This window comes from Brevundimonas naejangsanensis, from assembly GCF_000635915.2.
GTDB classification, from domain to species: Bacteria; Pseudomonadota; Alphaproteobacteria; order Caulobacterales; family Caulobacteraceae; genus Brevundimonas; species Brevundimonas sanguinis.
In genome coordinates, this window is the sequence record NZ_CP015614.1 from 27,250 (window position 1) to 53,652 (window position 26,403).

General features: G+C 67.5%; 32 protein-coding genes and 1 tRNA gene. 13 read left to right on the plus strand and 20 right to left on the minus strand.

Translation table 11 applies throughout. The features are described from left to right. Positions 1–216 precede the first annotated feature (216 nt). Together DA69_RS00150 and DA69_RS00155 are read left to right on the plus strand one after the other, a co-directional pair. A complete protein-coding gene (locus tag DA69_RS00150; protein ID WP_064108258.1) occupies positions 217–1,380 on the plus strand; it encodes an OmpA family protein in 1,164 nt (387 codons plus the stop codon). 175 nt (positions 1,381–1,555) lie between these two features. Next, complete coding sequence (locus DA69_RS00155; protein WP_025977767.1) at positions 1,556–2,872, plus strand: UDP-glucose dehydrogenase family protein; 1,317 nt, start codon at positions 1,556–1,558, stop codon at positions 2,870–2,872. A gap of 10 nt (positions 2,873–2,882) precedes the next feature. On the opposite strand, the gene DA69_RS14975 is transcribed toward DA69_RS00155, so the two are convergent. Continuing rightward, positions 2,883–3,005 (minus strand): hypothetical protein, encoded by a 123-nt coding sequence (locus tag DA69_RS14975; protein ID WP_268750894.1) that lies wholly within the window; start codon positions 3,003–3,005, stop codon positions 2,883–2,885. 139 nt (positions 3,006–3,144) lie between these two features. Further along, positions 3,145–3,819, minus strand: a complete 675-nt coding sequence (locus DA69_RS00160) for an OmpA family protein (RefSeq protein ID WP_025977766.1) — start codon at positions 3,817–3,819, stop codon at positions 3,145–3,147. 222 nt (positions 3,820–4,041) lie between these two features. Here DA69_RS00160 and DA69_RS00165 point away from each other — a divergent pair, with 222 nt between their 5' ends. Further along, positions 4,042–4,464: an Hsp20 family protein gene (locus DA69_RS00165; RefSeq protein WP_025977765.1), complete on the plus strand. Its 423-nt coding sequence runs from the start codon at positions 4,042–4,044 to the stop codon at positions 4,462–4,464. Between the two features lie 59 nt (positions 4,465–4,523). After that, on the plus strand, positions 4,524–4,778 hold the full coding sequence (locus DA69_RS00170; protein WP_003169641.1) for a DUF1150 family protein: 255 nt from the start codon (positions 4,524–4,526) through the stop codon (positions 4,776–4,778). A 52-nt stretch (positions 4,779–4,830) separates the two neighbouring features. Here the strand turns inward: DA69_RS00170 and ptsN are convergent, their stop codons facing one another. The 11 genes from ptsN to rplU all read right to left on the minus strand — a co-directional run bounded on the left by ptsN (position 4,831) and on the right by rplU (position 12,296). Continuing rightward, positions 4,831–5,295, minus strand: a complete 465-nt coding sequence (gene ptsN, locus DA69_RS00175) for a PTS IIA-like nitrogen regulatory protein PtsN (RefSeq protein WP_025977764.1) — start codon at positions 5,293–5,295, stop codon at positions 4,831–4,833. Positions 5,296–5,374: 79 nt separating this feature from the next. After that, positions 5,375–6,022, minus strand: a complete 648-nt coding sequence (gene hpf, locus DA69_RS00180; RefSeq protein ID WP_025977763.1) for a ribosome hibernation-promoting factor, HPF/YfiA family — start codon at positions 6,020–6,022, stop codon at positions 5,375–5,377. A gap of 76 nt (positions 6,023–6,098) precedes the next feature. Next, positions 6,099–7,625: an RNA polymerase factor sigma-54 gene (gene rpoN / locus DA69_RS00185; protein WP_025977762.1), complete on the minus strand. Its 1,527-nt coding sequence runs from the start codon at positions 7,623–7,625 to the stop codon at positions 6,099–6,101. Positions 7,626–7,738: 113 nt separating this feature from the next. After that, positions 7,739–8,539, minus strand: coding sequence for an LPS export ABC transporter ATP-binding protein (gene lptB, locus DA69_RS00190; RefSeq protein WP_025977761.1), 801 nt, complete (start codon positions 8,537–8,539; stop codon positions 7,739–7,741). A 6-nt stretch (positions 8,540–8,545) separates the two neighbouring features. Next, positions 8,546–9,034, minus strand: coding sequence for an LptA/OstA family protein (locus tag DA69_RS00195; RefSeq protein WP_025977760.1), 489 nt, complete (start codon positions 9,032–9,034; stop codon positions 8,546–8,548). After that, positions 9,031–9,693 (minus strand): LPS export ABC transporter periplasmic protein LptC, encoded by a 663-nt coding sequence (lptC, locus tag DA69_RS00200; protein WP_025977759.1) that lies wholly within the window; start codon positions 9,691–9,693, stop codon positions 9,031–9,033. Before lptC ends, DA69_RS00195 begins: the two co-directional genes overlap by 4 nt. A 21-nt stretch (positions 9,694–9,714) precedes the next feature. Beyond that, positions 9,715–10,329, minus strand: a complete 615-nt coding sequence (locus DA69_RS00205) for a ribonuclease D (protein ID WP_025977758.1) — start codon at positions 10,327–10,329, stop codon at positions 9,715–9,717. A gap of 175 nt (positions 10,330–10,504) precedes the next feature. Next, a tRNA-Leu gene (locus DA69_RS00210) sits at positions 10,505–10,591 on the minus strand. A gap of 124 nt (positions 10,592–10,715) precedes the next feature. Next, a complete protein-coding gene (locus DA69_RS00215) occupies positions 10,716–11,249 on the minus strand; it encodes a GNAT family N-acetyltransferase (protein ID WP_025977757.1) in 534 nt (177 codons plus the stop codon). Positions 11,250–11,426: 177 nt separating this feature from the next. Beyond that, positions 11,427–11,711, minus strand: a complete 285-nt coding sequence (gene rpmA / locus DA69_RS00220) for a 50S ribosomal protein L27 (protein ID WP_025977756.1) — start codon at positions 11,709–11,711, stop codon at positions 11,427–11,429. 96 nt (positions 11,712–11,807) lie between these two features. Beyond that, positions 11,808–12,296 (minus strand): 50S ribosomal protein L21, encoded by a 489-nt coding sequence (rplU, locus tag DA69_RS00225; protein ID WP_025977755.1) that lies wholly within the window; start codon positions 12,294–12,296, stop codon positions 11,808–11,810. A 294-nt stretch (positions 12,297–12,590) separates the two neighbouring features. Between rplU and DA69_RS00230 the strand changes: the two genes are divergently transcribed. The 6 genes from DA69_RS00230 to DA69_RS00255 all read left to right on the plus strand — a co-directional run bounded on the left by DA69_RS00230 (position 12,591) and on the right by DA69_RS00255 (position 16,405). Continuing rightward, entirely contained in the window at positions 12,591–13,259 is a 669-nt protein-coding gene (locus DA69_RS00230) for a hypothetical protein (RefSeq protein ID WP_025977754.1), read from the plus strand. Positions 13,260–13,350: 91 nt separating this feature from the next. Next, positions 13,351–14,307 carry a cation diffusion facilitator family transporter gene (locus DA69_RS00235; protein WP_025977753.1) on the plus strand — a complete coding sequence of 319 codons (957 nt, stop codon included), beginning with the start codon at positions 13,351–13,353 and terminating at the stop codon, positions 14,305–14,307. Between the two features lie 182 nt (positions 14,308–14,489). Then, positions 14,490–15,584 carry a CobW family GTP-binding protein gene (locus DA69_RS00240; RefSeq protein WP_025977752.1) on the plus strand — a complete coding sequence of 365 codons (1,095 nt, stop codon included), beginning with the start codon at positions 14,490–14,492 and terminating at the stop codon, positions 15,582–15,584. Beyond that, complete coding sequence (locus DA69_RS00245) at positions 15,581–15,793, plus strand: DUF2093 domain-containing protein (RefSeq protein WP_025977751.1); 213 nt, start codon at positions 15,581–15,583, stop codon at positions 15,791–15,793. Before DA69_RS00240 ends, DA69_RS00245 begins: the two co-directional genes overlap by 4 nt. 58 nt (positions 15,794–15,851) lie before the next feature. After that, the gene (locus DA69_RS00250; protein WP_025977750.1) at positions 15,852–16,091 is read left to right on the plus strand and encodes a type II toxin-antitoxin system ParD family antitoxin; all 240 of its coding nucleotides are present in this window, start codon (positions 15,852–15,854) and stop codon (positions 16,089–16,091) included. Further along, positions 16,088–16,405: a type II toxin-antitoxin system RelE/ParE family toxin gene (locus DA69_RS00255; protein ID WP_025977749.1), complete on the plus strand. Its 318-nt coding sequence runs from the start codon at positions 16,088–16,090 to the stop codon at positions 16,403–16,405. Before DA69_RS00250 ends, DA69_RS00255 begins: the two co-directional genes overlap by 4 nt. A gap of 8 nt (positions 16,406–16,413) precedes the next feature. On the opposite strand, the gene DA69_RS00260 is transcribed toward DA69_RS00255, so the two are convergent. Beyond that, on the minus strand, positions 16,414–17,106 hold the full coding sequence (locus DA69_RS00260) for an alpha/beta fold hydrolase (RefSeq protein WP_025977748.1): 693 nt from the start codon (positions 17,104–17,106) through the stop codon (positions 16,414–16,416). Between the two features lie 86 nt (positions 17,107–17,192). Between DA69_RS00260 and DA69_RS00265 the strand changes: the two genes are divergently transcribed. The 3 genes from DA69_RS00265 to DA69_RS00275 all read left to right on the plus strand — a co-directional run bounded on the left by DA69_RS00265 (position 17,193) and on the right by DA69_RS00275 (position 20,975). After that, positions 17,193–18,158, plus strand: a complete 966-nt coding sequence (locus DA69_RS00265; RefSeq protein ID WP_025977747.1) for a WD40 repeat domain-containing protein — start codon at positions 17,193–17,195, stop codon at positions 18,156–18,158. 40 nt (positions 18,159–18,198) lie between these two features. Beyond that, positions 18,199–18,906 carry a monofunctional biosynthetic peptidoglycan transglycosylase gene (gene mtgA / locus DA69_RS00270; protein WP_025977746.1) on the plus strand — a complete coding sequence of 236 codons (708 nt, stop codon included), beginning with the start codon at positions 18,199–18,201 and terminating at the stop codon, positions 18,904–18,906. A 176-nt stretch (positions 18,907–19,082) separates the two neighbouring features. Beyond that, positions 19,083–20,975, plus strand: coding sequence for a TadE/TadG family type IV pilus assembly protein (locus DA69_RS00275; RefSeq protein ID WP_051582111.1), 1,893 nt, complete (start codon positions 19,083–19,085; stop codon positions 20,973–20,975). A gap of 177 nt (positions 20,976–21,152) precedes the next feature. Here DA69_RS00275 and DA69_RS00280 read toward each other — a convergent pair whose 3' ends face one another. From DA69_RS00280 to DA69_RS14470, 6 genes are all read right to left on the minus strand, one after another. Beyond that, positions 21,153–22,175: an isopenicillin N synthase family dioxygenase gene (locus DA69_RS00280; protein ID WP_025977744.1), complete on the minus strand. Its 1,023-nt coding sequence runs from the start codon at positions 22,173–22,175 to the stop codon at positions 21,153–21,155. A 53-nt stretch (positions 22,176–22,228) separates the two neighbouring features. Next, on the minus strand, positions 22,229–23,071 hold the full coding sequence (locus DA69_RS00285) for a DUF4908 domain-containing protein (RefSeq protein WP_025977743.1): 843 nt from the start codon (positions 23,069–23,071) through the stop codon (positions 22,229–22,231). 48 nt (positions 23,072–23,119) lie between these two features. Further along, positions 23,120–23,845 (minus strand): acetoacetyl-CoA reductase, encoded by a 726-nt coding sequence (gene phbB / locus DA69_RS00290; RefSeq protein ID WP_025977742.1) that lies wholly within the window; start codon positions 23,843–23,845, stop codon positions 23,120–23,122. Between the two features lie 102 nt (positions 23,846–23,947). Next, positions 23,948–25,018 carry an NAD(P)-dependent alcohol dehydrogenase gene (locus DA69_RS00295; protein ID WP_025977741.1) on the minus strand — a complete coding sequence of 357 codons (1,071 nt, stop codon included), beginning with the start codon at positions 25,016–25,018 and terminating at the stop codon, positions 23,948–23,950. 5 nt (positions 25,019–25,023) lie between these two features. Next, a complete protein-coding gene (locus DA69_RS00300) occupies positions 25,024–25,776 on the minus strand; it encodes a DUF72 domain-containing protein (protein ID WP_025977740.1) in 753 nt (250 codons plus the stop codon). A gap of 186 nt (positions 25,777–25,962) precedes the next feature. Continuing rightward, entirely contained in the window at positions 25,963–26,337 is a 375-nt protein-coding gene (locus tag DA69_RS14470) for a hypothetical protein (protein ID WP_145915874.1), read from the minus strand. Positions 26,338–26,403 lie beyond the last annotated feature (66 nt).

Consider the following 26,403-nt stretch of genomic DNA (forward strand, 5'->3'; position numbering starts at 1 on the left):
GGATGTGGACGACACCCTGATCCTCAGGTCAAGGGGCGCAACGGACGTCTTTGTTAACCTGTGCTTCATCCCTGTAGCCCGCAGGCCACGTTTTGAGCCTAAGCTGTGGTTTTGGCGCCTTTGCCGCTCGACCCCTCATGGCAACGCTGCTAGGGAAGCGGCAGGTGACTTTTTCTCGTCGCCATACTGACAACAGATCTCGGAGGGCCGCATAATATGCGTGTCAAGAGTTTGATCCTGGCGTCGAGCGCGGCGGCCGCCCTGGCCCTGTCGGCCGGCGCTGCATCGGCTGAGCCCGATGGCTGGTACGGCGCGATCGACGCCGGCTACCACATCATCGACGACATCAATACGGAAGCCTCGGCGACCGGCCACAACTGGAACTGGGAAGTCAACGACGGCTGGGCGGCTTTTGCTCGCCTGGGCTACCGTTTCAACCCGAACTGGCGCGCTGAACTCGAAGGCGGCTACCGCTCGGGCGACATCGGCACCGTGCGCGCCGTCTCGGGTCCGCAGGGCCTGTGCAACCTGACGCCGGCCACCGGTCCGTGCCACTCGCCGGAAGGCGACATCACGTCGACCACCCTGATGGCCAACGTCATCTATGACTTCGGCACGCCGGACTGGACCCTGCGTCCGTTCGTCGGCCTGGGCGTGGGCGTCAACCGCGTCAACACCGACACCGTCGGCCGCCTGCGTCAGACGCCGGGCGTGGCCTTCGGCGCTGACGACAGCTCGACCAAGTTCGCCGCCCAGGCGATCGCCGGTCTGGCCTGGGCCGTCTCGGACCGCGCCAACGTCGACCTGACGTACCGTTACCTGACGGGCGACATGGAGTTCGACACCCGCACCTCGGGCACGGGCGCCATTCCGTTCGGCACCCTGGCGGGCGACTATGACCAGTCGCACACCGTGACGCTGGGCCTGCGCTATGCGTTCGGCGCCGAGCCGGTCGCCCCGCCGCCGCCGCCCCCGCCGCCGCCGCCCCCGCCGCCTCCCCCGCCGCCGCCCCCGCCGCCGCCTCCGCCGCCTCCGGCCAAGCCGGCTGCCCGTCAGTTCGTGGTCTACTTCGACTTCGACCGTTCGGACCTGACGGCGGAAGCCCGCTCGGTGGTGACGCAAGCCGCCAACTACGCCAAGTCGGGCGCTCCGACGCGCGTGCTGGTGGTCGGCCACACCGACACCTCGGGCAACGCGGCCTACAACATGGGCCTGTCCAACCGCCGTGCGCGCACCGTGGCTGACGCCCTGGTCGCTCAAGGCGTCAACGGCGGCGTGATCTCGCTGGACGGCAAGGGCGAAACCGCCCCGGCCAAGGCCACCGGCGACGGCGTGCGCGAGCCGCTGAACCGCCGCGCCACCGTCGACATCAACTTCTAAGGCTCAAGGGGGCCGGTTCATCCCGGCCCCCGCGACCATAGAAGCGTCGATAAGATCAAGGACGGTCAGCCCGCAGGGGCCGATCGTCCTTTTTCTTTGCGCCAAAGCCGCCCTTGCTGGCGCCTGTCTTCATCGACGGCTATCTGCTGAGGACGACTTCTAGAGGAGTGTTTTGATGCGCGTCGCCATGATCGGAACGGGCTATGTCGGCCTGGTGTCTGGGGCCTGTTTCGCCGATTTCGGCCACACGGTGACCTGCGTCGACAAGGACGCCTCCAAGATCGACCGCCTGCACCAGAACATCATGCCCATCTATGAGCCGGGCCTGGACGATCTGGTGGCGACCAACGTCAAGGACGGGCGCCTGTCCTTCGCCACGGACGGCGCCGAGGCCATCCGCAGGGCCGACGCCGTCTTCATCGCCGTCGGCACCCCCTCGCGGCGCGGCGACGGCCACGCGGACCTGTCCTACGTCTATGCGGCGGCCGAAGAGATCGCCGATCTGATGCAGGGCTTCACGGTCGTGGTGACCAAGTCGACCGTCCCGGTCGGCACCGGCGACGAGATCGAGCGCATCATCCGCGAACGCCGTCCCGACGCCGACTTCGCCGTCGTCTCCAATCCCGAATTCCTGCGCGAAGGCGCCGCGATCGGCGACTTCAAGCGCCCCGACCGCGTCGTCGTCGGCACGGACAACGAGCGCGCCCGCGCCGTCATGGCCGAACTCTATCGCCCGCTGAACCTGAACGAGACGCCGATCATGTTCACGGGCCGCCGCACGTCCGAGCTGATCAAATACGCCGCCAACGCCTTCCTGGCGATGAAGATCACCTTCATCAATGAAGTCGCCGACCTGTGCGAGGCGGTCGGCGCCGATGTGCAGCAGGTGGCCCGGGGCATCGGTCTGGACAATCGCATCGGCTCGAAATTCCTGCACGCCGGGCCGGGCTATGGCGGGTCGTGCTTTCCCAAGGACACCCTGGCCCTGGTGCGCACGGCGACCGACGCCGGCTCGCCGGTTCGCCTCATCGAGACGACGGTGGCCATCAACGACGCCCGCAAGAAGGCGATGGCCGACCGCGTGGCCGAGGCGCTGGGCGGCGATCTGAAGGGGCGGACGGTCGCCCTGCTGGGCCTGACCTTCAAGCCGAACACCGACGACATGCGCGATGCGCCGTCCCTGGATGTCGCGCCGGCCCTGATCGCGCGCGGGGCGACGGTTCAGGCGTTCGACCCCGAGGGCATGGAGGAGGCCGCCAAGCTTCTGGACGGCGTCGTCTTCAAGAGCGGCCCCTATGACGCGGTCGAGGGCGCCGACGTGGTGGTGATCCTGACCGAATGGAACCAGTTCCGCGCGCTGGATCTGGACCGGGTCAAGCTGCTGTTGAAGCAGCCGGTCATGGTCGATCTGCGCAACGTCTATCGCCCGGACGACATGAAGGCGCGGGGCTTCCGCTATACGTCGATCGGCCGACCCGACCACGCCGCCTGATCAACGGCTTCTAGAAGAACAGGGCCCGTCCCGCCGCGATGACGACGGCGGCTGTGACCACGGCGGCGAACGCCGCTGTGGCGCCAAGCCTCAACGCCCTGCCCAGCGCCCGACCCGCCGCGTCGTCATCCATGCGAAGCTCCCTGATCGCGGACACCAAAGCCGCGCGGACAGGGAACCGCAATAGGCGAACCGGCTTGGGGCAGGGCGGCGTCAAAGAAAAAGGGCGGCCCGGTCAAGGGCCGCCCTGCATCCTCAACCCGGCGTCGGGATCAGCCGGTGAACGGACGGATCAGGATTTCGACCCGGCGGTTCTGCGCCTTGCCCTGGACCGTATCGTTCGAAGCGATCGGATTGCGGGCGCTCATGCCGGCGACGTAGAGGCGCTCGCGCATCACGCCGCGGTCGATCAGATAGGAGGCGACGGACGACGCCCGGCGCTCCGACAGGGGCTGGTTGATCGCGTCGCCGCCCGAGGAGTCGGTGTGGCCGATAACGTCGACCATCGACCGATCGTACTCGTTCAGCACGCGGGCCACGTCGTCCAGCACCGGCAGGAAGCGGGCGTCCAGCGACGACTGGCTGGACGCGAAGGTCACGTCCGACGGCATGCGCAGGACCAGGTTGTCGCCCTGGCGCGCCACGCCGACGCCGGTGCCCGACAGCTCGGCTTCCAGCGCGCGCTGCTGGCGGTCCATGTATTGGCCGACGCCGGCCCCGGCCAGGGCGCCGACGCCCGCGCCGATCAGCGCGTTCTTGCGGCCCTGTTCGCCGCTGGAGGTGTTGGTCAGATAGCCCAGCAGGGCGCCGCCGACGGCCCCGGCGATGGCGCCCGTGCCGGTGTTGTTGCGACGCGGCGCAGAGCTGTAGGGGTCAGTGGTGGTGCAGGCGGCGGCGCCCAGCAGGGCGGCGATGCTCAGGCCTGTGACGGCAAGCTTGGCGCGCATAGGTGATCCTTTCGATAGTGATCCGGTCGCAGGAACGCCGCCATATGGTGAAGGTTCCAATCTGTACCCGTCATGAACGGAACCGGCTGGGTTTTCGCAGCGGTTGCGACTGCGGCGAGCGTTGACCGCGCGGCCCCGGACCCCCATCTGTAACAGCGGCCGGGCGCTTTGCCGATCGCGGGAGGCGCCGGACGGCCGAGGTCGCTTTTCCATGAGGACCCCATGACCACCCGCGCCTTGCTGTTCGACAGCCCCTTCCTGCTGGGCTTCGACCAAACCCGAGCCCTGATCGACCGCGCCGCCAAGGCGGCGGGCGAGAGCTATCCGCCCTATAACGTCGAGCAGATCGGCGAGGCGGCCGTCCGCATCACCCTGGCGGTGGCCGGTTTCACGCCGGACGACCTGTCCGTCACCGTCGAGGGGCGCCAGCTGACCATCACCGGCAAGCGCGAGGATGCAGGCCGCGACCCTCAGGCCTTCCTGCATCGCGGGATCGCCGCGCGCGGCTTCGTGCGCAGCTTCGTCCTGGCCGATGGGCTGGAGATTTCCGGCGCGCAGCTGGAGCACGGCCTGCTGCACGTTGACCTGATCCGCCCGGAACAGGAAAAGCTGGTGCGGCGCATCCCCATCACCACGACGGGCTGAAAAAGCCGTCGAACCGCTCGGCTTTCCGGGCGTTCAGTCAAGCGTAAGGAGGCGGTCTTATGACGCCCATCATGACCAAGAAGGACTTCGCCGGTTTCGGCGCCCCCGATCTCGTCTACGTCCGCGCCATCCGCGCCTCGGACGTGATGGCCGACGCCCACGTCGAGCCGGCGGCGGACATCGAGATCGACCCGGACCAGATCCTGTACGCGGTGCACGGCGCCGACGGCGAGCGTCTGGCCGTCATGCTGGATCGCGAAACCGCCTTCGCCGCCGCCGTCGCGCACGAGCTGGAGCCGGTCTCGGTCCATTGATATTGCTGGAAGAATAGAGGCGCGGGCCGCTGGGCGCCGCGCCTTTGGCCGGTCAGGCGGCCGTCTTGGACACGTCCTTGACGAACAGGGCGCGGATGGCGTCCACGGTGCGCGCTTGGCGCAGTTGCTCGCGCAGCTCCGGCGAGCGCAGGGCGCGCGACACCGCCGCCAGGGCGCGCAGGTGCTCGGCGCCGGCGTCCGTCGGCGCGAACAGGGCGAACAGCAGATCGACCGGACGATCGTCCAGCGATTCATAGGCGACCGGCGTATCCAGTCGAACGAAGACGGCGCACACCTGCTCCAGCCCCTTGATGCGGGCGTGCGGCACGGCGACGCCGGATCCCAGGCCAGTCGAGCCGAGGGCTTCGCGTTCCAGCAGAGCCTCGAAGGCGCGCTCGGCGTCCATTCCCGTCGCGCTGGCGAAGGCCTCGGCGACGGCGTGCAGCGCCTGACGTTTGGATGAGGCGCCGCCTCGCAGGACGATTCCGTCCGGCGACAGCAAATCAGCAATGTCCATGACTACCCCGAAAACGGTACCCGACATGTGCGGAAGGGCGAGGGCCTAATAGCGCCTTCGCCCTTCCATAGGAAGTCTTTCAGCCGACGCGTTTGACCGCGCCGTTCACCGTACGCTCCGGGTCGATCCAGCCCACATTGCCGTCAGGGCGGCGATAGACCACGGCCAGGCCGCCGTGGGCGGCGTTGCGGAACATCACCAGCGGATAGCCGGTCATGTCCAGTTCGGCCACGGCGCGTCCCACGGTCAGGGTGCGAATCTCGGACTGGGTCTCGGCGATCACCATGCCCACCGGAGGCGGCTCGTCCGGGCGGCCCGCGTCGCCGAACTCTTCATCCTCGACCGAATCGGGATCGCGGAAGATGGTCAGGGCGGCGACTTCGCGCGCCGCGTCCTCGGTCTTCTCGGGCGACAGGCCCTTGGGACCGATATGGTGATCCTTCAGGCGGCGCTTATAGCGGCGGACCCGTTTCTCCAGCTTGTCCAGACTGTCGGAGAAAGCGGCCTGGGCGTCGCCGCCGAAACCGGTCGTCACCAGCGATTGGCCCGAAGCCAGACGCACCCAGCAGTCTACGCGGAAACCATGGCGGTCCTTGGAGACCACGACCTCGGCGTCCTGGGCGCCGCGGGCGAAATATTTGCCGATGCCCTCTTCGAGTTCCTGGGAGATGCGCGAGCCTAGCGCTTCGCCGACATCCACTTGTTTGCCGCTGACTTGTATCTGCATAGCCCTACAACGCGACGGACGGCGTTTGGTGTCAACGTCGATCACCGATTTGTGGTGAAGCTTGGCGGGGGCGTGATCAGGCGGTCTTGAGCAGGCGACGGCGCTGGACGGACGACGGAATTTTCAAGGCTTCCCGGTACTTGGCGACCGTGCGCCGGGCGATGTCGATGCCCGCCTCATTGAGGATTTCGACGATCCGATCGTCGCTCAGCACCTCGCCGTCCGCGTCCTCGGCGTCGATCATGGTCTTTATCCGGCGACGCACCGCTTCGGCCGAATGTGCGGCGCCGCCGTCGCTGGACTGGATGGCGGCGGTGAAGAAGAACTTCAGCTCGAACACCCCGCGCGGGGTGGAGACGTATTTGTTCGATGTGACGCGGCTGACGGTGGATTCGTGCATCTCGATGGCTTCCGCCACCGTCTTCAGCGTCAGCGGACGCAGGAACTCGACGCCGAAGGCCAGGAAGGCGTCCTGCTGGCGCACGATCTCCGACGAGACCTTCAGGATGGTCTTGGCGCGCTGATCCAGCGACTTGACCAGCCAACTGGCCTGGGCGGCGCAGTCGGCGACGAAGGTCTTCTCCGTGTCGGACCGCGCCCCCGCCGCGATCACCGCATGATAGCGCTTGTCCATCAGCAGCCGGGGCAGGGTGTCGGCGTTCAGCTCGACCCGCCAGCCGCCGGCCGGGTCGGGGCGCACATGAACGTCGGGCACGACCGTCTGGGCCGGTTCCCCGCCGAACCCGGCGCCGGGACGCGGCGTCAGGCCCTTCAGCTCGGCGATCATCTCGGCCAGATCTTCGCCGTCGACGCCGCACGCCTTGCGCAGGGCGGTCAGGTCGCGCCGCGCCAGCAGCTCCAGGTTCTCCAGCAGGGCCGCCATCGCCGGATCGAAGCGGTTGCGCTCGACCAGTTGCAGCGTCAGGCATTCGGCGATCGAACGGGCCATCACCCCCGTCGGCTCGAAGCCGTGGCAGACGCTCAGAACCGCTTCCACGCGGGCGACGTCCACGCCCAGCCGCCCGGCGATCTCGGCCAGATCGGCGCGCAGATAACCGCCTTCGTCCGTGGCGTCGATCAGGGTCAGGGCGATGCCGTGGTCGGCCGCCGACAGGCCCGCCGCCGAGGCCTGGGCCTGCAGGTGCTCCCACAGGGTCAGGTCGCGATGATCGGGGCGCTCGCGCTCTTCGCCGTCAGCCATGCCGCCGGCGCCCGTGCGGGACCAGTCGTTCAGGCCGGGCTGGGCGGCGCCGTCCTCCTGACGGTCGCTGACCCGTTCGCCAGGCGCGGCGTCGCCGTACAGATCGTCCGAGGCGGCGTCCATGTTCTGGGCGTGGGCGTCGGACCCCTCGACGAAACTCAGTTCCGCCTCGCCGCCGTGGTCCGAGGCGGCGTCGGTGACGGCGTCGTTGGCGGAGTCTGGCGCGCTGTCGCCTCCCGCGTCAGCCTCGTCGCGTTGCAGCAGGGGATTGCGTTCCAGCTCGGCCTCGACGAAGGCCTCCAGCTCCAGGTTCGACAGTTGCAGCAGCTTGATCGCCTGCTGCAGTTGGGGCGTGATGACCAGCCCCTGCCCCTGCCTGACCTCCAGCCTCTGACCGATCACGTCGCTTCAACCCCGCCTGCGCACCAAGTGGCCCGCTTCTTGCTGGGGATGATGGGGCAGAGCCGTTAACGGGCGGTGATCAGGCGCCGCAGCCAGCGGCGCCTCGCGGCGCCTTAGCCGTACATCTCGCCCAGATAGACGCGGCGCACCTCGGCGTCGGCGACGGCTTCGTCCGCCGTGCCTTCGAACAGGACCGCGCCCGACGAGATGATCGAAACGCGGTCGATGATGTCCAGCGTCTCGCGCACATTGTGGTCGGTGATCAGCACGCCGATGCCCTGGCTCGACAGATAGCGGATCACCTGCCGGATATCGGCGATGGCCAGCGGATCGATGCCGGCGAACGGCTCGTCCAGCAGCATGAAGCTGGGGCGCGCGGCCAGGGCGCGGGCGATCTCGACGCGGCGCCGCTCGCCGCCGGACAGGCCGGTGGCCGGGGCGTGGCGCAGGTGGTCGATGCGCAGCTCCTCCAGCAGGCGGGACGTCTCGTCGCGCGCGCCGGCGGCGGTCTTCTCGCGCAGTTCGACCACGGCCTTGACGTTCTGCTCGACCGTCATGCCGCGAAAGATGGAGGCTTCCTGCGCCAGATAGCCCAGACCCATGCGGGCGCGCTGGTACATGGGCTGCTGGGTGATGTCCTCATTGTCCAGCCAGATCGAGCCGCTGTCGGCGGGGATCAGGCCGGTGATCATGTAGAAGCAGGTGGTCTTGCCCGCCCCGTTGGGCCCCAGCAGGCCGCAGACCTCGCCGCGCTGGACGTTCAGGGAGACGTCGCGCACCACCTGCCGCTGGCCGAAGCTGCGGGCGATGTGCTCGACGCGCAGGCCTGTCGGGCGCGCGTCCTCGACCGCCGTCGCCGTCGGTTCGACGACCGGCGCGTCCAGGTTCAGGGCGGAGAGTTCCTTGCGCGCCACGCCGCCTCAGTTCCCTTGCGGATAGAAGACGCCCTGGACGCGGCCGTTGCCGCCGCCGCCCTCGATGCGCGCCGTCTCGGTGCGGACGTTGTAGACGAGGCGGCTGCCGGTCAGCACGCTCTTGCCCTGGGTCAGGATGACGTCGCCGGTGACCACGACGTTGCCGTCGTTCAGGGTGTAGACGGCGCGGTCGCCCTTCATGCTCTGGTCCGGGGTGACGAAGTAGACGCCGCCGCTGGCCTCGATGCGGTTCAGGTCGCCATTGGACGTAAAACCCCGGATGGCGTCGGCCCGCAGGCGGTTGCCGCCCTGCGTCACCTCGGCCCGGCCGCGCAGCGAGAAGCCGTCGGGCGTATACTCGCCGCTGTCGGCGCCGTACTGGACCGGCTGGCGGCTGGCGTCGGCGCGGTTCTGGGCTCCCGACACGGCGGGCAGCATCAGGGCGGTCAGCAGGGCCGCGCCCGCGATCGTCAGCTTGGACTTGGACAGTTTCATCGGTCGGCTCCGGCGGGATTGATCGTCCCGGTTACCTTGTTTTCGCCCTGGCCGTTGAAGACGACCCTCTGGCCCTGATCATAAATCGCATAAGACGAAGCATCGATGCTTCCAAGGGGGCCGCGACCCTGCACCCCCTTGTCGCCGGTGACCACCCCGGTGTCGGTGTCGACCACGGCTTCGGGCGTGGTCAGCTCCCAGCCGGTGCCGCCGTCCGAGATCTTCACGTTCGGGCCGATGACGACCTTGCGCTGGGTCTCGATATAGGTCCCGCCGTCCGCGCTCAGCTCCGTCGTCTTGCGCGCCCCCAGGTTCAGCCGCAGCAGGGGGCCGACCAGGCGGAAATGGCCGGTGGCCGGGTCGCGCACCGCGCCTTGGGCGCCGATGACGAAGGAGCGCCCTTGCGCGTCCTGGCCGTGGAACATCGGATTATCCAGACGGATCTCGCGGCTTTCGCTGGCCTTGCGCTCGACCCCGGACATGACGGTGCGGAACACGGTCCAGGTCAGGGCCCCGCCCGCCAGCATCACGATGACGATCGGCAGGACGCGCCGATACAGCCTCACCCGTCGCGAGCGCGTGCGCCAGCGTTCGCCGGCGCGGGCGACGCGCGCCTCGTCGGCGCGCTTCTGCTCGTCCTGGACGTCGGGCTCGCTCATCGGCGTCTCGGGTCCGATCCTTTAGGCGTGGGCGAAGATGTCGATCTCGTCCCAACCGGCCAGGTCGAGGCGCGAACGCATGGGCAGGAAGTCGAAGCAGGCCTGGGCCAGCTCCATGCGGCCCTCGCGGACCAGCATCTCGTTCAGCCGGTTCATGATGACGTGCAGGTGAAGAACGTCCGAGGCGGCGTAGTCCAGCTGCGCCTGGCTCAGTTCGACCGAGCCCCAGTCCGAGCTCTGCTGCGCCTTGGACATCTCGATCCCGGCCAGTTCGCGCGACACGTCCTTCAGGCCGTGGCGGTCGGTGTAGGTGCGCGCCAGCTTGGACGCGATCTTGGTGCAATAGACCGGGCGCGTCTCGACGCCCAGGTGCAGCTCGAACATGCCGATGTCGAAGCGGCCGAAGTGGAAGATCTTCAGCACCTTGGGATCGGTCAGCAGCCGCTTCAGGTTGGGGCAGTCATAGGCCTGGCGGTTCAGGCGCACGACGTGGGCGTTCCCGTCGCCTGACGACAGCTGCACCACGCACAGCGGATCGCGGCGGAAGCGCAGGCCCATCGTCTCGGAATCGATCGCCACCTCGGGGCCCAGGTCCAGGCCGTCGGGCAGGTCGCCTTCGTGGAAATAAACGGTCATGCGCGCAAACTCGTTCGTCGTTCAGGCCGCAACATAGACGAACCGCGCGCCACCGCCAGAACACAGGCGCCGGAACTCAGGCTCGACTTCGCCGTCGCGGCCGCGGGGGAGGGAAGATCAGGGCCGAAATGACAAACGGCGCCGCATCCTATCGGATACAGCGCCGCTTGAGAAATGGTGCCCAGGAGAAGACTCGAACTTCCACGACCGTTAAGCCACTGGCACCTGAAGCCAGCGCGTCTACCAATTCCGCCACCTGGGCCCGGTGGGTCGCCCCGCCGAGGGCCGGACTAATAGGGGGGACCCTCGGGGCGGTCAACAGGCTTTTTTCGGTTTCGTGAAAAAACTGCGCCGTTGACCAAAAGCTCCGGGAAATCCGCGCACTATCAGGCCAGCCAGACCATCATCCGCGTATCGGCGCTCTCGCCGCGCGCGCGGCTGAAGGCCGGACGGGTCTCGCCGGTGTACAGGAAGCCCGCCTTTTCCAGCACCCGGCCCGAGGCGGGATTGTCGGCGAAGTGGCCCGCCATCAGGGCGCGCCGCTTCCATCGCGTGGAGGCCCAGACCAGGGCGCCTTCCAGCGCCTCGGTCGCATAGCCCCGGCCCCAGAACTCGCGGCCGATCCAGTAGCCGGTCTCCGGCACGGCGTCGGCGTCATGGAACATGCCGACGACGCCCACGGGGCCGTGGTCCTCGTGCTCGATCAGGAAGGTGTTGGCCTTCCTCGGGTCCTGGGAGGCGACCTGCAGCACGAAGTCCTCGGCATGGTCGACGCCGAAGGGGTGGGGCATCCGCATGGTCATGCGGGCGATGTCGTGGTCGTTGGCCAGGGCGGCGATCCGCGACACGTCCTGGGCGCCGGGCGCGCGCAGCAGCAGGCGCCGCGTCTCGATGACGGGGGAGGTTTCGATCACGCACATGGTTCGGCCTCGATGTCTTCGGCGCCGCCTCCTTGGAGGGCTCGGGCGGCATTCGAGGCGGGGAAACGCAAACGGGGAGCCTGGTGATCCAGACTCCCCGCGGAATATTTTCCCTTGGTCCGGATCGGCTGCTGTCGAGAGCAACGCGATCCGGGGAAATACTGTCCTGGCTTCGCGTTACTCGGCGGCCATCGCCTGGGCGTCGTCGTTGGCCGGGAGAATCGACACGTAACAACGGCCGCCACGTTTGGTGGTGAACTGGACGGCGCCGGTCACAGTGGCGAACAGGGTGTGGTCGCGGCCCAGGCCGACGTTGGTGCCCGGGTGGAACTTGGTGCCGCGCTGACGCACGAGGATGTTGCCGGCCAGCACGCGCTCGCCGCCGAACTTCTTCACGCCAAGGCGTTTCGACTCTGAGTCGCGGCCGTTACGCGACGAACCGCCAGATTTCTTGTGAGCCATCTTGCTGCTCCTCTTCCTTGGTGCGCTACCGCCCGTTGGGGCTGCTTGAGCGCGCCATCTGTTCTGCTAGGCGCTGATCCAGCGCCGGTGAAAATCTTAGGCTTCGGCGCCTTCGGCGGCGTCAGCCTTGGCGGCCTTCTTGGCCGGAGCCTTCTTGGCCTTCGGGGCTTCGGCTTCGACAGCCTCGACGCGCGGGGCCAGGCCGCGAGCGCGGGCGTTGATCTCGGCCTTGGTCATCAGGTCGACCGCGCCGTCCCACTTCGCCTTCTCGCCGGCGCCTTCGATGCCGGTGATGCGCAGGACCGATTCCATCTGGCGATGGCCGTTCGTGCGGCGATAGCCCTGACGACGGATCTTCTTGAAGATCTTGATCTTCTCGCCCTTGCGGGTCTCGATCAGCGTGGCTGCGACAGCGGCGCCGTCGATCAGCGGAGCGCCGACCGTAACACCCTTGTCGCCGCCCAGCATGAGGACTTCACCGAAATTGACGGCAGCGCCAGCGTCGCCGTCGATCTTCTCGACAACAATCACATCGCCCGGTTGAACCCGGTACTGCTTTCCGCCGGTCTTGATCACCGCGTACATTAGGAAGCCTCAGCGTGAACGCAAAAATGGATGCGCCCGCCAGGAGACCCTGCGGGCGAAGAGCGGCGACATATACGGATGGTCACGGAAGAGTCAACGTGAAACGGACGCCCAAGGGGGCAAAACCCGCCCGAAACGGGTTCCGAGCCGACTCTGTGGCCCTGATGCACGGGCGATGCAAGCGCGTGGGGGACTCCTGGGTCCCTATATAGAAGACGCGACGTGGCGCCGCGGGCGAAGATTCTTCGCCGATTCTTCTCGACTGTTATAAGGTAACACTCTAAGGGAGCGGCCATGTCCTCTCCCGATCTCGCCGAGCCGGTCCTGCTGTCGCTTCTGGGCGGCGGCTTCGTCGCGGCCTTCCTGCACGCGGCCCTGCCGACCCACTGGCTGCCCTTCGTCCTGGTCGGGCGGGCCCAGCGCTGGAGCGTGGCGCAGGTGATGACGACCGTGGTGACGGCCGGCCTGGCGCATATCGCGTCCACGGCCCTGGTGGGGTCGCTGATCGTGGCGGCGGGCCTGGCGCTGAACCGCTGGGTCGAGGGCCTGCTGCCGCATCTGTCGGCGGCCCTGCTGTTCCTGTTGGGCGCCTTCTACCTGGCCAAGGCGTCGTTGAAGCGCACGGCGACCGCCGGCGGCCCGGCCGTGGACGCGGGCGATGGGACCGGACCCGCCGTCTCTGACCGGGCGGCCTTCCTGGGGCTGGTGCTGATGATGGCGGTGACCCCGGGCGAGGTGCTTCTGCCCATCTATCTGTCCTCGGCGACCGAAGGCTTCTGGGCGCTGGGCCTTCTGACGCTGGTGTTCGCGGCGGGGACGGTCTTGGGCATGACACTGCTGGCCGCGCTGGCGACGGCGGGCTACTCCATCCTGCGTCTGGAGCGGTGGGCGCGCTATGAAGGCGCCATCCTGGGCGGGGCGCTGATCCTGATCGGCTTCCTGGTGCTGACGCATCAGCACTGATCCGATCTCTGATAGGTTATATATTTACATTCAATGACTTGCGGTTGACGAGCGTTGACGGCGCGGCGCACGCCAGCCTAGAGGAGGGGACATGGCGCACGATCATGCTCACGACCATGACGGTCCTCCCCACGCCCATTCACACGGCCACGGCCACAGCCATGGCATCGGCGGCCATCATCACGGCCCGACCGACACCGGGGACTGGCGCTACGCCGTCGGCCTGATCGTCAACCTGGTCTTTGTCGCCGTCGAGTTCACGGCGGGCTTCATCGCCGACTCCACCGCCTTGATGGCCGACGCGGGGCACAACCTGTCCGATGTCCTGGGCCTGGCCATGGCGGGCGGCGCGGCCTGGCTGGCCCGGCGGGCCGCAGGGGCCCGGCGCACCTACGGCTACGGCAAGGCGACGGTGCTGGCGGCCCTGGGCAACGCCCTGCTGCTGATCTTCGCCTGCGGCGCCATCGCCTTCGAAGCGGTGCGCCGTCTGGCCGAGCCGGCGCCGGTGGCCTCGGGCGTCATCATCGCCGTGGCGGGGATCGGCTTCATCATCAACCTGGGCACCGCCCTGATGTTCATGAAGGACCAGCACAAGGACCTGAACGTGCGCGGCGCCTATCTGCACATGATGGCCGACGCCGGGGTCTCGCTGGGCGTGGTCATCGCCGGCGTCGTCATTCTGTTCACCGGCTGGTCCCTGATCGACGGCGTGGTCAGCCTGATCATCGTCGCGGTCATCATGATCGGCACCTGGGGTCTGCTGAAGGACTCCGTCAACCTGGCGCTGGACGCCGCGCCCAACGGCCTGGACGTGGCCGAGATCCGCAGCGCGCTTCTGGCTCTGCCGGGGGTGACGGCGGTGCACGACCTGCACGTCTGGGGCCTGTCGACCACCGACGCCGCCCTGACCGCCCACCTGGTCCACGACCGCCCGGACCCCGACGCCCTTCTGGCCGAGGCGCAAGGGTTGGCGCGCGGCCGCTTCGACATCAGCCACACGACGCTGCAGCTGGAAACGGGCGTCCTGCCGGATTGTCCGACCTGCTGAGCGTGCTTTCCTCCCCATGCGATGGGGAGGGGGACCACGAGGTGGTGAGGGGCTTAGGCCAGCGGCGCTAAGCGGCCCCTCCGTCTCGTCGGCTGCGCCGCCGATCCACCTCCCCATTTCATGGGGAGGAGAGGCCGTCGAACGTCTTCCATTTCCGCCTTCAACGCGCCATCTAGCGAGCCATGACCCAGAAGACACCCGTGACCGTCCTCACCGGCTACCTCGGCGCCGGCAAAACCACCCTGCTGAACCGCATCCTCACCGAGGACCACGGCAAGCGCTACGCCGTCATCGTCAATGAGTTCGGCGAGATCGGCATCGACAACGACCTGGTGGTCGGCGCCGACGAGGACGTGTTCGAGATGAACAACGGCTGCGTCTGCTGCACGGTGCGCGGCGACCTGATCCGCGTGGTCAACGGCCTGATGAAGCGCCAGCGCCCCGGCAAGCCCGCCTTCGACGCCATCATCGTCGAGACCACCGGCCTGGCCGACCCCGGCCCGGTGGCCCAGACCTTCTTCGTCGACGACGAGGTCAAGGCCAAGACCCAGCTGGACAGCGTGACCGCCCTGGTCGACGCCAAACACGTCATGGCGCGTCTGGACGACTCTAAAGAGGCGCGCGAACAGGTCGCCTTCGCCGACCGCATCATCCTGAACAAGATCGACCTGGTGGACGAGGCCCAACTGGCCGAGGTCGAGGCCCGCCTGCGCGCGCTGAACCCGCTGGCCCCCATCGTCCGCGCCGAGCGCTCGAACGTGCCGCTGGATCAGGTGCTGGGCCTGCACGCCTTCGATCTGGACCGCATCCTCGAGGTCAAGCCGGACTTCGTGAACCCGCCCCACGGCGCCGATGGCCACGTCCACGACGAACACTGCGGTCACGGGCATGACCATGTCGAGGACCATGTCCACGACGAGCATTGCGGTCATGACCATGACCACGATCACGCGCATGGGGCGCGCGGCCACGCCCACGAGGACGACATCAAGGGCGTTTCCCTGACGCTGGACCGTCCGCTGAACGGCGCCAAATTCACCGCCTGGCTCGACCGTCTGCTGGGCGAGCAGGGCCAGAACATCCTGCGCGCCAAGGGCATCATCGACGTTCAGGGCGAGGACCGCCGTCTGGTCTTCCAGGCCGTGCACATGATCCTGGAAGGCGACCTTCAGCAGCCCTGGGGCGAGAAGGAGCGCCGCTGGAGCCGCGCCGTCTTCATCGGCCGCGACCTGAACGAGGCCGAACTCAAGGCCGGGTTCGAGGCCTGCGCGGCATGAACCCGCCGCCCCGCCCGCGCGCAGAAGCCAAGCTGATCTACGGCACGCCCGAGTTCGAGATCGTGCAGCACGGCGACCACGTCCGCTGCGCCGTCTCGGGCGCCCCGATCCCGCTGGAGGCCCTCAACTACTGGAGCGTCGAGCTTCAGGAGGCCTATGCGTCCGGCGAACTGATGACGAAGCGCTGGGTCGAGACGCAGAAGTCGTAGGCTATTTCGGGCGCGCCGCCGCGCTTGCCATTTTTTGCCATCAGCGTAGGCTCCCCGCATGAGCACGATGAATATCTCGCTGCCCGATCCGATGAAGGCCTTCGTCGACGAACAGGTTGCGGAGCGGGGCTATGGCTCCTCGAGCGAGTATGTCCGTGATCTGATCCGCAAAGACGGGGATCGGCAGAAGCTGCGCAGTCTGTTGTTAGTCGGCGCTGAATCCGGCCCGACCGGGCCGGCCGATGGAGCCTATTTCGAAAGCCTGAGAGCGCGTATCGCCAGCCGTCGCCCGGCGTGAAGACCAAGGCTGTCATTCCGCGCGAACAGGCCGCACACGATATCGAAGAGGCGTTGGACTACTATCTCGAGGCAGCGGGCGATGTCGTCGCCAGCGCTTTCGTTGATGCGCTTGAACAGGCTCTGAACCACGTCGCGCGGCATTCGGCCTCCGGTTCGCTTCGATATGCTCATGAGCTTGATTTGCCGGAACTGCGCTTCTGGCGGGTCCGCGATTATCCCTATCTGCTGTTCTATGTAGAGCGCGAAGACCACATCGACCTGTGGCGCGTTCTGCATGGCGAGCGCGACCTGCCGGTCTGGATGCGAGCGTAAAGTCAGGCTTAGGACGCCAATCGTTCCGCCAGCCACTCGGTCATCACCCGCGCCAGCGCCTTCGGCTGTTCCAGCGGGATCATGTGGCCGCTGTGCGTCACCGTCTCCAACGTCGAGCCGGAAATCCCCCGCCGCAGTTCCTCCGCCTCCTCGCGGCTGCGCAGCCGATCCGTATCCGCCGCCACGATCAGCGTCGGCTGAGCAATCTTGCCCAGCCGGTCCAGGTCGCCCGCCCGCGCCATCGCCGACTGGCGGTGAAACACCTCGCCGCCCAGCCGCAAGCCCATGTCCCGCACCCGCGCGATCATCGCCTCGTCGTTCGCCAGATCAGGGTGCAGGGACGAGACGATGGCCAGCCGGCTCAAGCCCTTGAAGGCCCTCGGCGGCGCCTTCAGGGCCGAGCGCCGCTGGCGGATCAGCTCTTCGGTATCCCCGCGCGCCGAGGTGGCGATCAGGATCAGGGCCTCGACCCGCTCCGGCGCGATCCGCGCCAGTTCGCGCGCCACATAGCCGCCCATGGAGAAGCCCACGGCGACGAACCGCTCCGGCGCATCGGCCAGGATCGCGGCGGCCATGCTCTCGATATCCTCGCCCTGGCTGAGGTCGGTGGCGACCAGCGGGCCGAACGGGGCCAGGTCGTCCGTCATGGCGTCCCACAGGGTCGCATCGGCCATGAAGCCGGGAATGAGCAGCAAGGTCATGGTTTCTCTATAGGCGCGACCGGCGACAGACGCGACGCAGGACGCTATGAGGCCGGTCTGACTTTTCTCGCTTTTCGTGAGCCGACATGACGACCTTCTCCTTCGACGCCCAGGTCACCGCCGCCCTGTTCGACAAGACCGGCGCGATCTTCGCCCTGGGCGACGGCTCGGTGCGGTTCGAGAGCGGCGCCCGCAGCGAGGTCCATGACGGCGCCGTCCTGTGCGCCTGCGTCCACCCCTCGGGCGAGGGGATCGTCACCGGCGGCGACGACGGCAAGCTGGTCTGGAGCCGCGAGGGCGAGGCCGTGCTGCTGGCCCAGACCAAGGGCCAATGGATCGACGCCGTGGCCGCCTCGGCCGAGTCGGGCCTGATCGCCTTCTCCTCGGGCCGGACGCTGAGCGTGCTGGACAGCAAGGACGTGGCTTTCCGCCGCGCGTTCCAGCATGAGCGCACCGTCTCGGGCGTGGCCTTCGACCCCAAGGGCCGCCGCATCGCCGCCTCGACCTACGGCGGCGCCTGGCTGTGGTACGCCCGCATCGAGCAGCAGCAGCCGACCAAGCTGGCCTGGGCCGGGTCGCACCTGGCGGTCGGCTTCTCCACCGACGGCGCCTTCGTCGTCACGGCGATGCAGGACAACCAACTGCACGGTTGGCGTCTGAAGGATCAGAAGAACATGCGGATGGGCGGCTATCCGTCCAAGATCAAGAGCTTCGCCTTCCTGGCCAAGGGGCAGCTGCTGGCCACCTCGGGCGCGCAAGGGGTGGTGCTGTGGCCCTTCGTCGGCGCCAACGGGCCGATGGGCCGCGAGGCGACCGAGATCGGCTATGACGAGACGACCCTGATCGCCCAGGTCGCCGCCGCCCCCGCCCACGGCCGTCTGGCGGCGGGGCTGGAAGACGGGCGCGTCTGGTGGGCCGATCCGGCCGGGCGCGGCCTTCAGTTCGTCAAGCAGGACAAGGGCGCCCCCATCACCGCCCTGGCCATGAGTTCCGGCGCCGCCCGCATCGCCTGGGCGGACGAGGACGGCCACGCGGGCGTGGCCTCGCTCTGATCGGCCTTGCGCTGAAGCTTGGCTGAGGCAGGATGACGGCATGACCCGCGCGAAACACCGCAAGCGCCGCCCGCTTCTGACCCTGTTGCTGATCCTGGCCCTGTTCTCGCTGGCCGGGGTGGCGGTGCATCGCTTTCTGCCGCCGCTGGCGACGATCCTGATGGTCAAGCAGGCGGCCGCCGGGCACGGCATGGACTATCGCTGGCGCTCGCTGGACCGGATCTCTCCGCGTCTGGTCGAGGCGGTGATCGCCGCCGAGGACGCCCGTTTCTGCCAGCACCACGGCTTCGACGTCGAGGCCATCCAGAAGGCGATGGAGGCCAACGAACGCGCCGAACAGCGCGGCTCGGACAAGAGGCGCGGCGCTTCGACCATCAGCCAGCAGACCGCCAAGAACGTCTTCCTGTGGCCCGGCCGCGACTGGGTCCGTAAGGGCCTGGAGGCGGGCTACACCGGCCTGATCGAGATCGGCTGGGGCAAGCGGCGGATCATGGAGATGTATCTGAACGTCGCCGAATGGGCGCCGGGCGTCTATGGCGCCGAGGCCGCCTCGCGCCACTGGTTCAACAAGAGCGCCGACAAGCTGACCGCCAGCGAGGCCGCCCGCCTGGCCGCCATCCTGCCCAGCCCGCGCCGCTACAAGGCGGCCAACTCCGGCCCCTACGTCCGCCGCCGCGCCGCGCGCATCCAGGCGGCCATGGGCACGGTGCGCCAACAGGGTCTGGACGCCTGCGTCGACCGCCGCTGACGCCAGCCGCGGCAACCCGCCGTTAACCGTGAACTTGGGGCCAAGCCTTAACGCACCCGCGTCATGCTGGGATCGACTGCGGGCCGGTGCGTCCGCGCGCGACACGGCGGGATTTCACGGTGAAACACGGTCTGAAACGAGCAGGACGAGGCCTTCGCCTCTTCGTCCGCCGCCTGATGCGCCAGACCCAGGGCAATGTCGCCCTGATGTTCGCCATCGCCCTGCCGATCCTGATGATGATCACCCTGGGCGCCGTCGACCTGCACCAGGCCTCCAAGGTGAAGGCGGAGCTTCAGGACGCGTTGGACGCCGCCGCCCTGGCCGCCGCCCGTTCGGTCTACAGCGACAACGTCAATATCAACCGGGTCGGCATGGCCGCGCTGAAGGCCAATATGCCGCGCTATTTTCAGGCGGGCTCTGACGACACCGCGACCTTTGTCCTGGCCAATAACCGCGTCACCGGCGAGGCGCGCGTCAATGTGAAGGTGCTGGTCGCCAACATCTTCCTGCCGCCCTACGGCAAGCTGCTGGACGACTACCTGCCGGTCGGCAGCCGCTCCGAAGTCCTGCGCGCCTCGCGCAACGTCGAGGTGGCGATGGCGCTGGACATCACCGGGTCGATGGACAACTGCACGCGCAACTGCCCGCCGACGTCCAAGCTTCAGGACCTGCAGGCGGCGGCCAAGGATCTGATCGACATCGTGGTCCAGGACCAGCAGACGCCCTTCTACTCCAAGGTGGCTCTGGTCCCCTATGCGGCGGGGGTGAACGTCGGATCGCTGGCGGCGCAGGCGCGCGGGCCGCTGGACAGCACGACCCGTTCCGTCACGGCCGCGACGTGGGTGAGCGGGACGGTGCGCACCATCTCTAACATTTCGCGGGCCTCGCCGACGACGATCACCTCCAACGGCCACGGCTTCGTCACCGGCGACCGGGTGGTGCTGTGGAACGTCCAGGACATCCCCGCCCTGAACGGCGTTCCCTATGAGGTGGCGAGGATCTCCAACAACCAGTTCCAGCTCAGGACGCTGTCGGCGTCAAACGCAGCCTCCAGCTATCAGGGCTCGTCCACCAGCACCTCGAAATCGGCCTATGTCGCCAAATGCGTCCGCTCTGATTGCGGTTTGACCATCACGGCCGCAGGCCACGGCCTTTCGGTGAACGACCATGTCCGCCTGACCAGCATGGGCGGCCTGGCGCAGTTGAACGAGGCGGGGTTCCGCGTCGCGAGCGTCAGCGGATCGCAACTGGTTCTGAATTCGACGCGCAGCCTGGGTCTGGCCCAGACCTCAAAGGGCGGCGTCTCCTATTCCGGCGGCGGTCAGCTGATGAACGGGCGCGACGGCGCCGAATGGCGCGTTTTCTCCACGGCGGACGGCTACATCAACGTGCTGCCCTCCAGCACCTGCGTCAGCGAGCGCGTCGGCGTCGAACGCTATACCGAGGCGCGGCCGTCCACCGCCTATGTCGGCCGCAGCTATCTGGGCTCGGACAACGCCTGCCCCAGCGCCGCCATCACCCCGCTGACGGCCAGCGCCACCACCCTGAAAGCCAAGATCGACCAGTTGCGCAAAAGCGGCTCGACGGCGGGCCAGATCGGCATCGGGTGGGCCTGGTACATGCTGTCGCCCAACTTCGCCTCCCTGTTCGACGGGGCGGGCAAGCCCGGCGAATACGCGCCTTCGGAGACGCTGAAGGTGGCCATCCTGATGACCGACGGCGAGTTCAACACTCCCTTCCGGGACGGCGTCATCGCTCTGGACGCGGGGTCAGGCAGCGGCGCCCTGAACACCCACATCAACCTGAACTCGTCCAACGGCGACCCCTTCATTCAGTCGGTCGAGTTGTGCCGGGCCATGCAGGCCAGGGGGGTGGTCGTCTATACGGTCGGCTTCGACCTGGGCAGCGACACCGGCAAGCCCAATGTGGTCGACAGCGCTCTGGACGTGATGCGCCAGTGCGCCACCAGTGAGCAAACCCACTTCTTCGAAGCCAACAGCGGCGCCGATCTGAAGGAAGCCTTCCGCGCCATCGGCCGCGACATCACCCGCCTGCGCATCGCCCGCTAAGGCAGGGCGGGGCGGATTTCTCCGCCCCATGCAATGGGGAGGTGGATCGGGCGCGTCAGCGACCGAGACGGAGGGGCCGCTGGGTTCGTCGGTCGCGACGCCCCTCCACCGCTTCGCGGTCCCCCTCCCCATGGGCATGGGGAGGAAAAACCTCGGTCATACCCGCGCCTCCCCCAATCAGATCAGGCGGATTTCCTTGAGCCGCTCGGTCAGGAAGTCCTCGGCCAGGATGGTCTTGCCGGCATAGCGGTCCGGGTTTTCCGGGGTGACCGTCGAGGGCAGGGTCTCGATCGGGAAGTCCGGGTTGAAGTGCAGGAAGAAGGGCGTCGAATAGCGGGCGAAGCCGCGACGCTCGGGCGCCGGATTGACCACGCGGTGCGTCGTCGACGGCAGGACGTGGTTGACCAGCCGCTGCAGCATGTCGCCGATGTTGACCACCAGGGCGCCCGGCGGCGGGGCGATGTCCAGCCACTCGCCATCGGAGTCCTTCAGCTGCAGCCCGGCCTCTTCGGCGCCCAGCAGCAGGGTGATGACGTTGATGTCCTCATGGGCGCCCGCGCGCACGCCCTCGGCGTCGGCCGGGATCGGCGGATAGTGCAGCAGGCGCAGCACGCTGTTGCCCAGCTGGACCTTGTCCTCGAAATAGGCGTCGTCCAGCTTCAGATAGCGGGCGATGGCCTTCAGGATGCGGCGCCCCAGTTCGTCCAGACCTTCGTACAGGCCATAGACGTGCTGGCGGAAGCCTTCGATCTCGGTCGGCCAGACGTTGTCGCGCATGTATTGGCGATAGGGGTGGCCTTGCGGCAGTTCGCGGCCGGTGTGCCAGAACTCCTTCAGGTCGACCGCCTTGGCGCCCTTGGCCGCCTCGACGCCGAACGGGGTCAGGCCGCGCGCGCCGCCCGTGCCGGGCTGGTGGTACTGGCGCTTCACGTCTTCGGGCAGGGCGAAGAAGGCCTTGGCGTCGTTGACGGCGGCGTCGATCAGCCCCTGATCCAGACCGTGGTCGGCGATGACCGCGAAGCCGTAGCGGGAAAAGGAGGCGCCCAGGGCGTCCGAGAAGGCCTGGAAGTCGGCGTCATAGGCCTTCATCGACACCGGGACGATGGCGCGGGTCTTGGCCTGGTCCTCGGCGGAGACGGCGGTGAGGGGAGAGGTCACTGTGAAATCAGCCTCTGTGATGGTGAGTATGGCCGCCCTCATACGCCCAATGGAGGCGAAAGGGCAGATGGCGAGGTTGGGCCTTTGGTCCCAGGTCAGTCCTGCGGGATCACGGCCCGGATGACGCGGGCCGAGGAAGGCCGCCCGGCGATGCCCCGGCGCGGATCGACCACCACGCGCAGGTCGCCGCCCGAATAGGTCACCGACGACCGCTGCCCCTCGACGACGGTGATGCTGCGCAGCCGCTCCAGGAAGGGGCGGGCGCTTGGCGAACGGGCGATGCGGACCACGGCGTCGGTGGTGACGATCAGGGCCTCGATGCACAGGGCCTCGGACTCCTGGCCGTCCACATTGATGCGGACCAGCCGACCCATGGCCTCGGACACCAGGCCGCTGCGGCGCGCCATCAGGTTGAACATCTGCACCGGCCCCAGCGAGGGCGGGGCCAGGCTGACCGGCGGCCCGGCCAGCGACACCGGCGAGCCGCCGGGCGCGCGCGTCGTATAGACGGTGATGCCGCCGCCGGCGGTGACGCGCAGCACCTGATCGCCGGCGTCGTTGCGATAGATGGTGTCGCCGCGCGGCGCCGAGGACGGGCGCAGGGCCCAGGTCTCCGTCGAACGCTCGAACCGCAGCAGGGTCAGCGACCCGGCCTGATCCAGCACAAAGGCCTGCCCCGCTTCGGAGACATAGCGTCCGGGCGGCGGGGTGGTGCGGATGACCGACTGGTCGCGGATGGCCCGGCTCTGCTCGGCCTGGGCGTTGGAGCGCAGCTGGGCCTCGGCTTCGCCCGGCGCCATGCCGCAGGCCAGGACGACGGCCAGCCCGGCCGTGGCCCCGCTGCGGCGCCAGGAGCGCGCGCAGACGCTCCCCGCGACACGAGGCGTCGCGAGGACGACAGGCGGCTTCTCCGCCACGGCTTGGACCGCAGACCTCATGCCTTCAGAGGTGATATGCCCGCACGGCGGATTTTGGGCGAACGCAGCTTATCCAACCAGGTACTGCCCGCCGTTGAGCGACAGGGTGCACCCTGTGACATATCCGGCACGCTCGCCCGACAGCCACGAGACCATGTCGGCGATCTCCTCGCCCTTGCCCAGGCGGCCGACGGGAATCTGGGCCACGATGGCGTCCAGCACCTTCTGGTCCATCGCCCCGACCATTTCGGTGTCGATATAGCCCGGCGCGATGCAGTTGACGGTCACGCCCTTGCGCGCGTTCTCCAGCGCCAGCGCCTTGGTGAAACCGATCATCCCGGCCTTGGCGGCGGAATAGTTGGTCTGGCCGATCTGGCCCTTCTGGCCGTTGATCGAGGAGATGTTGACGATGCGGCCGAAGCCCCGGTCGCGCATGCCGTTGATCACCTGGCGCGTCATGTTGAACACGCTGTCCATATTGACGCGGATCACGTCAGACCACTGATCGGCGCTCATCTTGTGGAAGAAGCCGTCGCGGGTGATGCCGGCGTTGTTGACCAGCACGTCGATGGGGCCGAAGCGGTCCTCCACTTCCTTGACCGCCCGTTCGCAGTCCTCGAACGAGCCGACGTTGCCCTTGACCACCATGACGCCCAGCTCGCGGGCGGTGGCCTCTGCGGCCTCGGTGTTGCCGGAATAGCCGGCCGCGACCTGCAGCCCGTCTTCCTTCAGTCGCTGAACGATCGCCTTGCCGATGCCCCGGGTGCCCCCGGTGACGAATGCGGTACGCGTCATGACGTCTCCCTGATCCTGTGCGGCGGCCGTCGCGGGCGCGACGCCGTCCGCCTCCCTTGGACGCCAGCCTTAGCGCGGCGCGCGTCGAACGAGAAGACGGGGTTACGCCGTCGCGGCCAGGCGGCCCATGTCGATGACGAAGCGATAGCGCACGTCCGACCGCTCCATCCGTTCATAAGCCTCGTTGATCTGGTCGGGGGCGATCACTTCAATATCGCACACGATCCCGTGTTCGCCGCAGAAGTCGAGCATCTCCTGCGTCTCGCGGATTCCGCCGATCAGCGAGCCGGCGATGCGGCGGCGCCGCCACAGCAGAGGCATGGCGAAGACCGGCAGCCCCTCGGTCGTCAGCCCCAGCATGACCATGGTCCCGTCGCGCGCCAGCAGATTGACGTGGCTGGCGATCTCATGCGTGGCCGAGACGGTGTTGATGATCAGGTCGAACTGCTCGGCCGCCGCCTTCATGGCGTCGGCGTCCGAGTTGATCAGGAAATGCCGGGCGCCCATCCGCTCGGCGTCGGCCTTCTTGCGGTCCGAGGTCGACAGCACCGTCACCTCGGCGCCCAGGGCGGCGGCCAGTTTGACCGCCATATGGCCCAGGCCGCCCAGGCCGATCACCGCCACCTTCGACCCCGGTCCCACGCCCCAGGTCTTCAGCGGCGACCAGGTGGTCACCCCGGCGCACAACAGCGGCGCGGCCGCATCCAGCGGCAGGCTGTCAGGGATCTTCAGCACAAAGGCCTGGTCCACGGTGATGCGATCGGAATAGCCGCCCTGGGTGATCGTCTGGCCGACGCCTGCGCCCTTCGGATCGCGCGAGCCGTAGGTCTGGGTCATGCCCGGTTCGCAATACTGCTCCAGCCCCTCGCGGCAGGCCGAACAGGTCCGGCAGCTGTCGACCATGCAGCCGACCCCGACGCGGTCGCCTTCCTTGAAGCGCGTGACGTTCGCGCCCACCGCCGTCACCACCCCGGCGATCTCGTGGCCCGGCACGATGGGGTAGCGCGTCCCGCCCATGTCGTTCTTCACCACATGCAGGTCCGAGTGGCAGACGCCGCAGTATTTGATCTCGATCGCTACGTCGTCCGGCCCCGGATCGCGCCGTTCGAAGCTATAGGGGCTCAGCGGCTGGTCGGCCGCGGTGGCGGCGAAGGCGCGTGTGGGGATGGGCATGGGGTTCAGTCCTTCAACTTGGCGATCAGCGCCTGGGCCGCCGCGGGGTTCCGCACCTTGGCCCCGGAAATGAAATAGGCGAAGACGTCCCCCCGCCCGGCCCAGCCGCGCGCCTGCTGCGCCACAGCGTCCAGCTCGCTGGAGGTCATGCCCGTCGGTTCGTCCTCGCGGCTGGACATCAGCCGGGCGTAGGTAAAGTCCGCCGTCGCCTCGTCGATCTGCGGCCAGGTCGGCTCTTCGTCATCGACGGCGTAGACGATGGCCGCCCCATATTTGCGCGCCAGATCATAAAACTGCTCGGTGGCGAAGGTCGGATTGCGCACCTCCAGCGCGTGACGCAGCCGCACCCCGTCCTTCTCCTTCGGCAACAGCTTCAGAAAGCCCTCGAAGTCCTCGGGATCGAACGTCTTGGTCCCCATGAACTGCCAGTTGATCGGCCCCAGCTTGTCGCCCAGCACCGTCAGCCCCTGCGACAGGAACCGCTCAAAGCTCTCGGCGCCGTCGGCCAGCACCTTTCTATTGGTGCAATAGCGGCTGGCCTTGACCGAAAAGACGAAGCCGTCGGGCGTCTCATCGCGCCACTTCGCCCAGCTGTCGGGCTTGAAGGTCGAATAATAGGTGCCGTTGATCTCGATCGAGGTCAGCGCCCGGCTGGCGAACTCCAGCTCGCGCTTCTGCACCAGCCCCTGCGGATAGAAGACCCCCCGCCACGGCTCGAACGTCCAGCCGCCGACGCCGATATGGATGGATCCCGCCATGACCTAGCCTCCTGATGCAGGCCGCTTTGATCGCAGAAATCACCGGCGGCGGCTATGGAAAGCGGATGGACGGAGCGTTTGAGAAGGATGGCTTACCGGTCCTCGGGGGAGCGCCCGCTCGTTGGCGACTTGCAGGCCGCCAAGCCTCTTGAATCGTGTGGCTACACGCGATGCGTCACGTTCGCCTCAACCGCCAGAGGCGTTACGTCGTTTGAACGCTTCTACAATCCAATACAGGATTGCATACTCCGCAATAAAAATTGGGGCTAAGGCGAGAGGAGCTTTAATGCGTCCGGGCATCTCGATTAGGAATATTGCACTAAGGTTGATCGCTAGTGCAGCGGTTACAATCGCTATAAACCATTTATGGAAAGCGATATCCCAGTTTGTTTCTATGAGAAGCGAGATCATGGAAATGGATATTGCGATTAGCAGCGACTCTTCTGCACTAAAGAAAAAAGTGCTGATGATAAAAGCAGTGAGAGGAATAAGGGCGTCAAACGCGATATTTTTGGCTTTTATTGCTTTCTTTTTAACGATGCGACTTTCGTCATTTTTCATGTTTGTTGAATCATGTTTGGTAATTAGGCTTAGCGAAGCGCAGGGCAGATAGGTCTCTGAAGCCTT

Bases quoted from the DNA above. Each gene is read 5' to 3' on its own strand.
- hpf (WP_025977763.1), bottom strand. From the start codon at position 6,022: ATGCAGATACAAGTCAGCGGCAAACAAGTGGATGTCGGCGAAGCGCTA.
- DA69_RS00170 (WP_003169641.1), top strand. From the start codon at position 4,524: ATGACGCCCATCATGACCAAGAAGGACTTCGCCGGTTTCGGCGCCCCC.
- DA69_RS00215 (WP_025977757.1), bottom strand. From the start codon at position 11,249: ATGTGCGTGATCGAAACCTCCCCCGTCATCGAGACGCGGCGCCTGCTG.
- DA69_RS00205 (WP_025977758.1), bottom strand. From the start codon at position 10,329: ATGACCGTTTATTTCCACGAAGGCGACCTGCCCGACGGCCTGGACCTG.
- phbB (WP_025977742.1), bottom strand. From the start codon at position 23,845: ATGACGCGTACCGCATTCGTCACCGGGGGCACCCGGGGCATCGGCAAG.
- mtgA (WP_025977746.1), top strand. From the start codon at position 18,199: ATGACCCGCGCGAAACACCGCAAGCGCCGCCCGCTTCTGACCCTGTTG.
- DA69_RS00230 (WP_025977754.1), top strand. From the start codon at position 12,591: ATGTCCTCTCCCGATCTCGCCGAGCCGGTCCTGCTGTCGCTTCTGGGC.
- DA69_RS14470 (WP_145915874.1), bottom strand. From the start codon at position 26,337: ATGAAAAATGACGAAAGTCGCATCGTTAAAAAGAAAGCAATAAAAGCC.
- DA69_RS00260 (WP_025977748.1), bottom strand. From the start codon at position 17,106: ATGACCTTGCTGCTCATTCCCGGCTTCATGGCCGATGCGACCCTGTGG.
- DA69_RS00235 (WP_025977753.1), top strand. From the start codon at position 13,351: ATGGCGCACGATCATGCTCACGACCATGACGGTCCTCCCCACGCCCAT.
- DA69_RS00300 (WP_025977740.1), bottom strand. From the start codon at position 25,776: ATGGCGGGATCCATCCATATCGGCGTCGGCGGCTGGACGTTCGAGCCG.
- DA69_RS00150 (WP_064108258.1), top strand. From the start codon at position 217: ATGCGTGTCAAGAGTTTGATCCTGGCGTCGAGCGCGGCGGCCGCCCTG.
- DA69_RS00240 (WP_025977752.1), top strand. From the start codon at position 14,490: ATGACCCAGAAGACACCCGTGACCGTCCTCACCGGCTACCTCGGCGCC.
- DA69_RS00285 (WP_025977743.1), bottom strand. From the start codon at position 23,071: ATGAGGTCTGCGGTCCAAGCCGTGGCGGAGAAGCCGCCTGTCGTCCTC.
- DA69_RS00280 (WP_025977744.1), bottom strand. From the start codon at position 22,175: ATGAGGGCGGCCATACTCACCATCACAGAGGCTGATTTCACAGTGACC.
- rplU (WP_025977755.1), bottom strand. From the start codon at position 12,296: ATGTACGCGGTGATCAAGACCGGCGGAAAGCAGTACCGGGTTCAACCG.
- lptC (WP_025977759.1), bottom strand. From the start codon at position 9,693: ATGAGCGAGCCCGACGTCCAGGACGAGCAGAAGCGCGCCGACGAGGCG.
- ptsN (WP_025977764.1), bottom strand. From the start codon at position 5,295: ATGGACATTGCTGATTTGCTGTCGCCGGACGGAATCGTCCTGCGAGGC.
- DA69_RS00165 (WP_025977765.1), top strand. From the start codon at position 4,042: ATGACCACCCGCGCCTTGCTGTTCGACAGCCCCTTCCTGCTGGGCTTC.
- DA69_RS00245 (WP_025977751.1), top strand. From the start codon at position 15,581: ATGAACCCGCCGCCCCGCCCGCGCGCAGAAGCCAAGCTGATCTACGGC.
- DA69_RS00265 (WP_025977747.1), top strand. From the start codon at position 17,193: ATGACGACCTTCTCCTTCGACGCCCAGGTCACCGCCGCCCTGTTCGAC.
- rpmA (WP_025977756.1), bottom strand. From the start codon at position 11,711: ATGGCTCACAAGAAATCTGGCGGTTCGTCGCGTAACGGCCGCGACTCA.
- DA69_RS00275 (WP_051582111.1), top strand. From the start codon at position 19,083: ATGCGCCAGACCCAGGGCAATGTCGCCCTGATGTTCGCCATCGCCCTG.
- DA69_RS00160 (WP_025977766.1), bottom strand. From the start codon at position 3,819: ATGCGCGCCAAGCTTGCCGTCACAGGCCTGAGCATCGCCGCCCTGCTG.
- DA69_RS00250 (WP_025977750.1), top strand. From the start codon at position 15,852: ATGAGCACGATGAATATCTCGCTGCCCGATCCGATGAAGGCCTTCGTC.
- DA69_RS00195 (WP_025977760.1), bottom strand. From the start codon at position 9,034: ATGAAACTGTCCAAGTCCAAGCTGACGATCGCGGGCGCGGCCCTGCTG.
- DA69_RS00155 (WP_025977767.1), top strand. From the start codon at position 1,556: ATGCGCGTCGCCATGATCGGAACGGGCTATGTCGGCCTGGTGTCTGGG.
- DA69_RS14975 (WP_268750894.1), bottom strand. From the start codon at position 3,005: ATGGATGACGACGCGGCGGGTCGGGCGCTGGGCAGGGCGTTGAGGCTT.
- DA69_RS00295 (WP_025977741.1), bottom strand. From the start codon at position 25,018: ATGCCCATCCCCACACGCGCCTTCGCCGCCACCGCGGCCGACCAGCCG.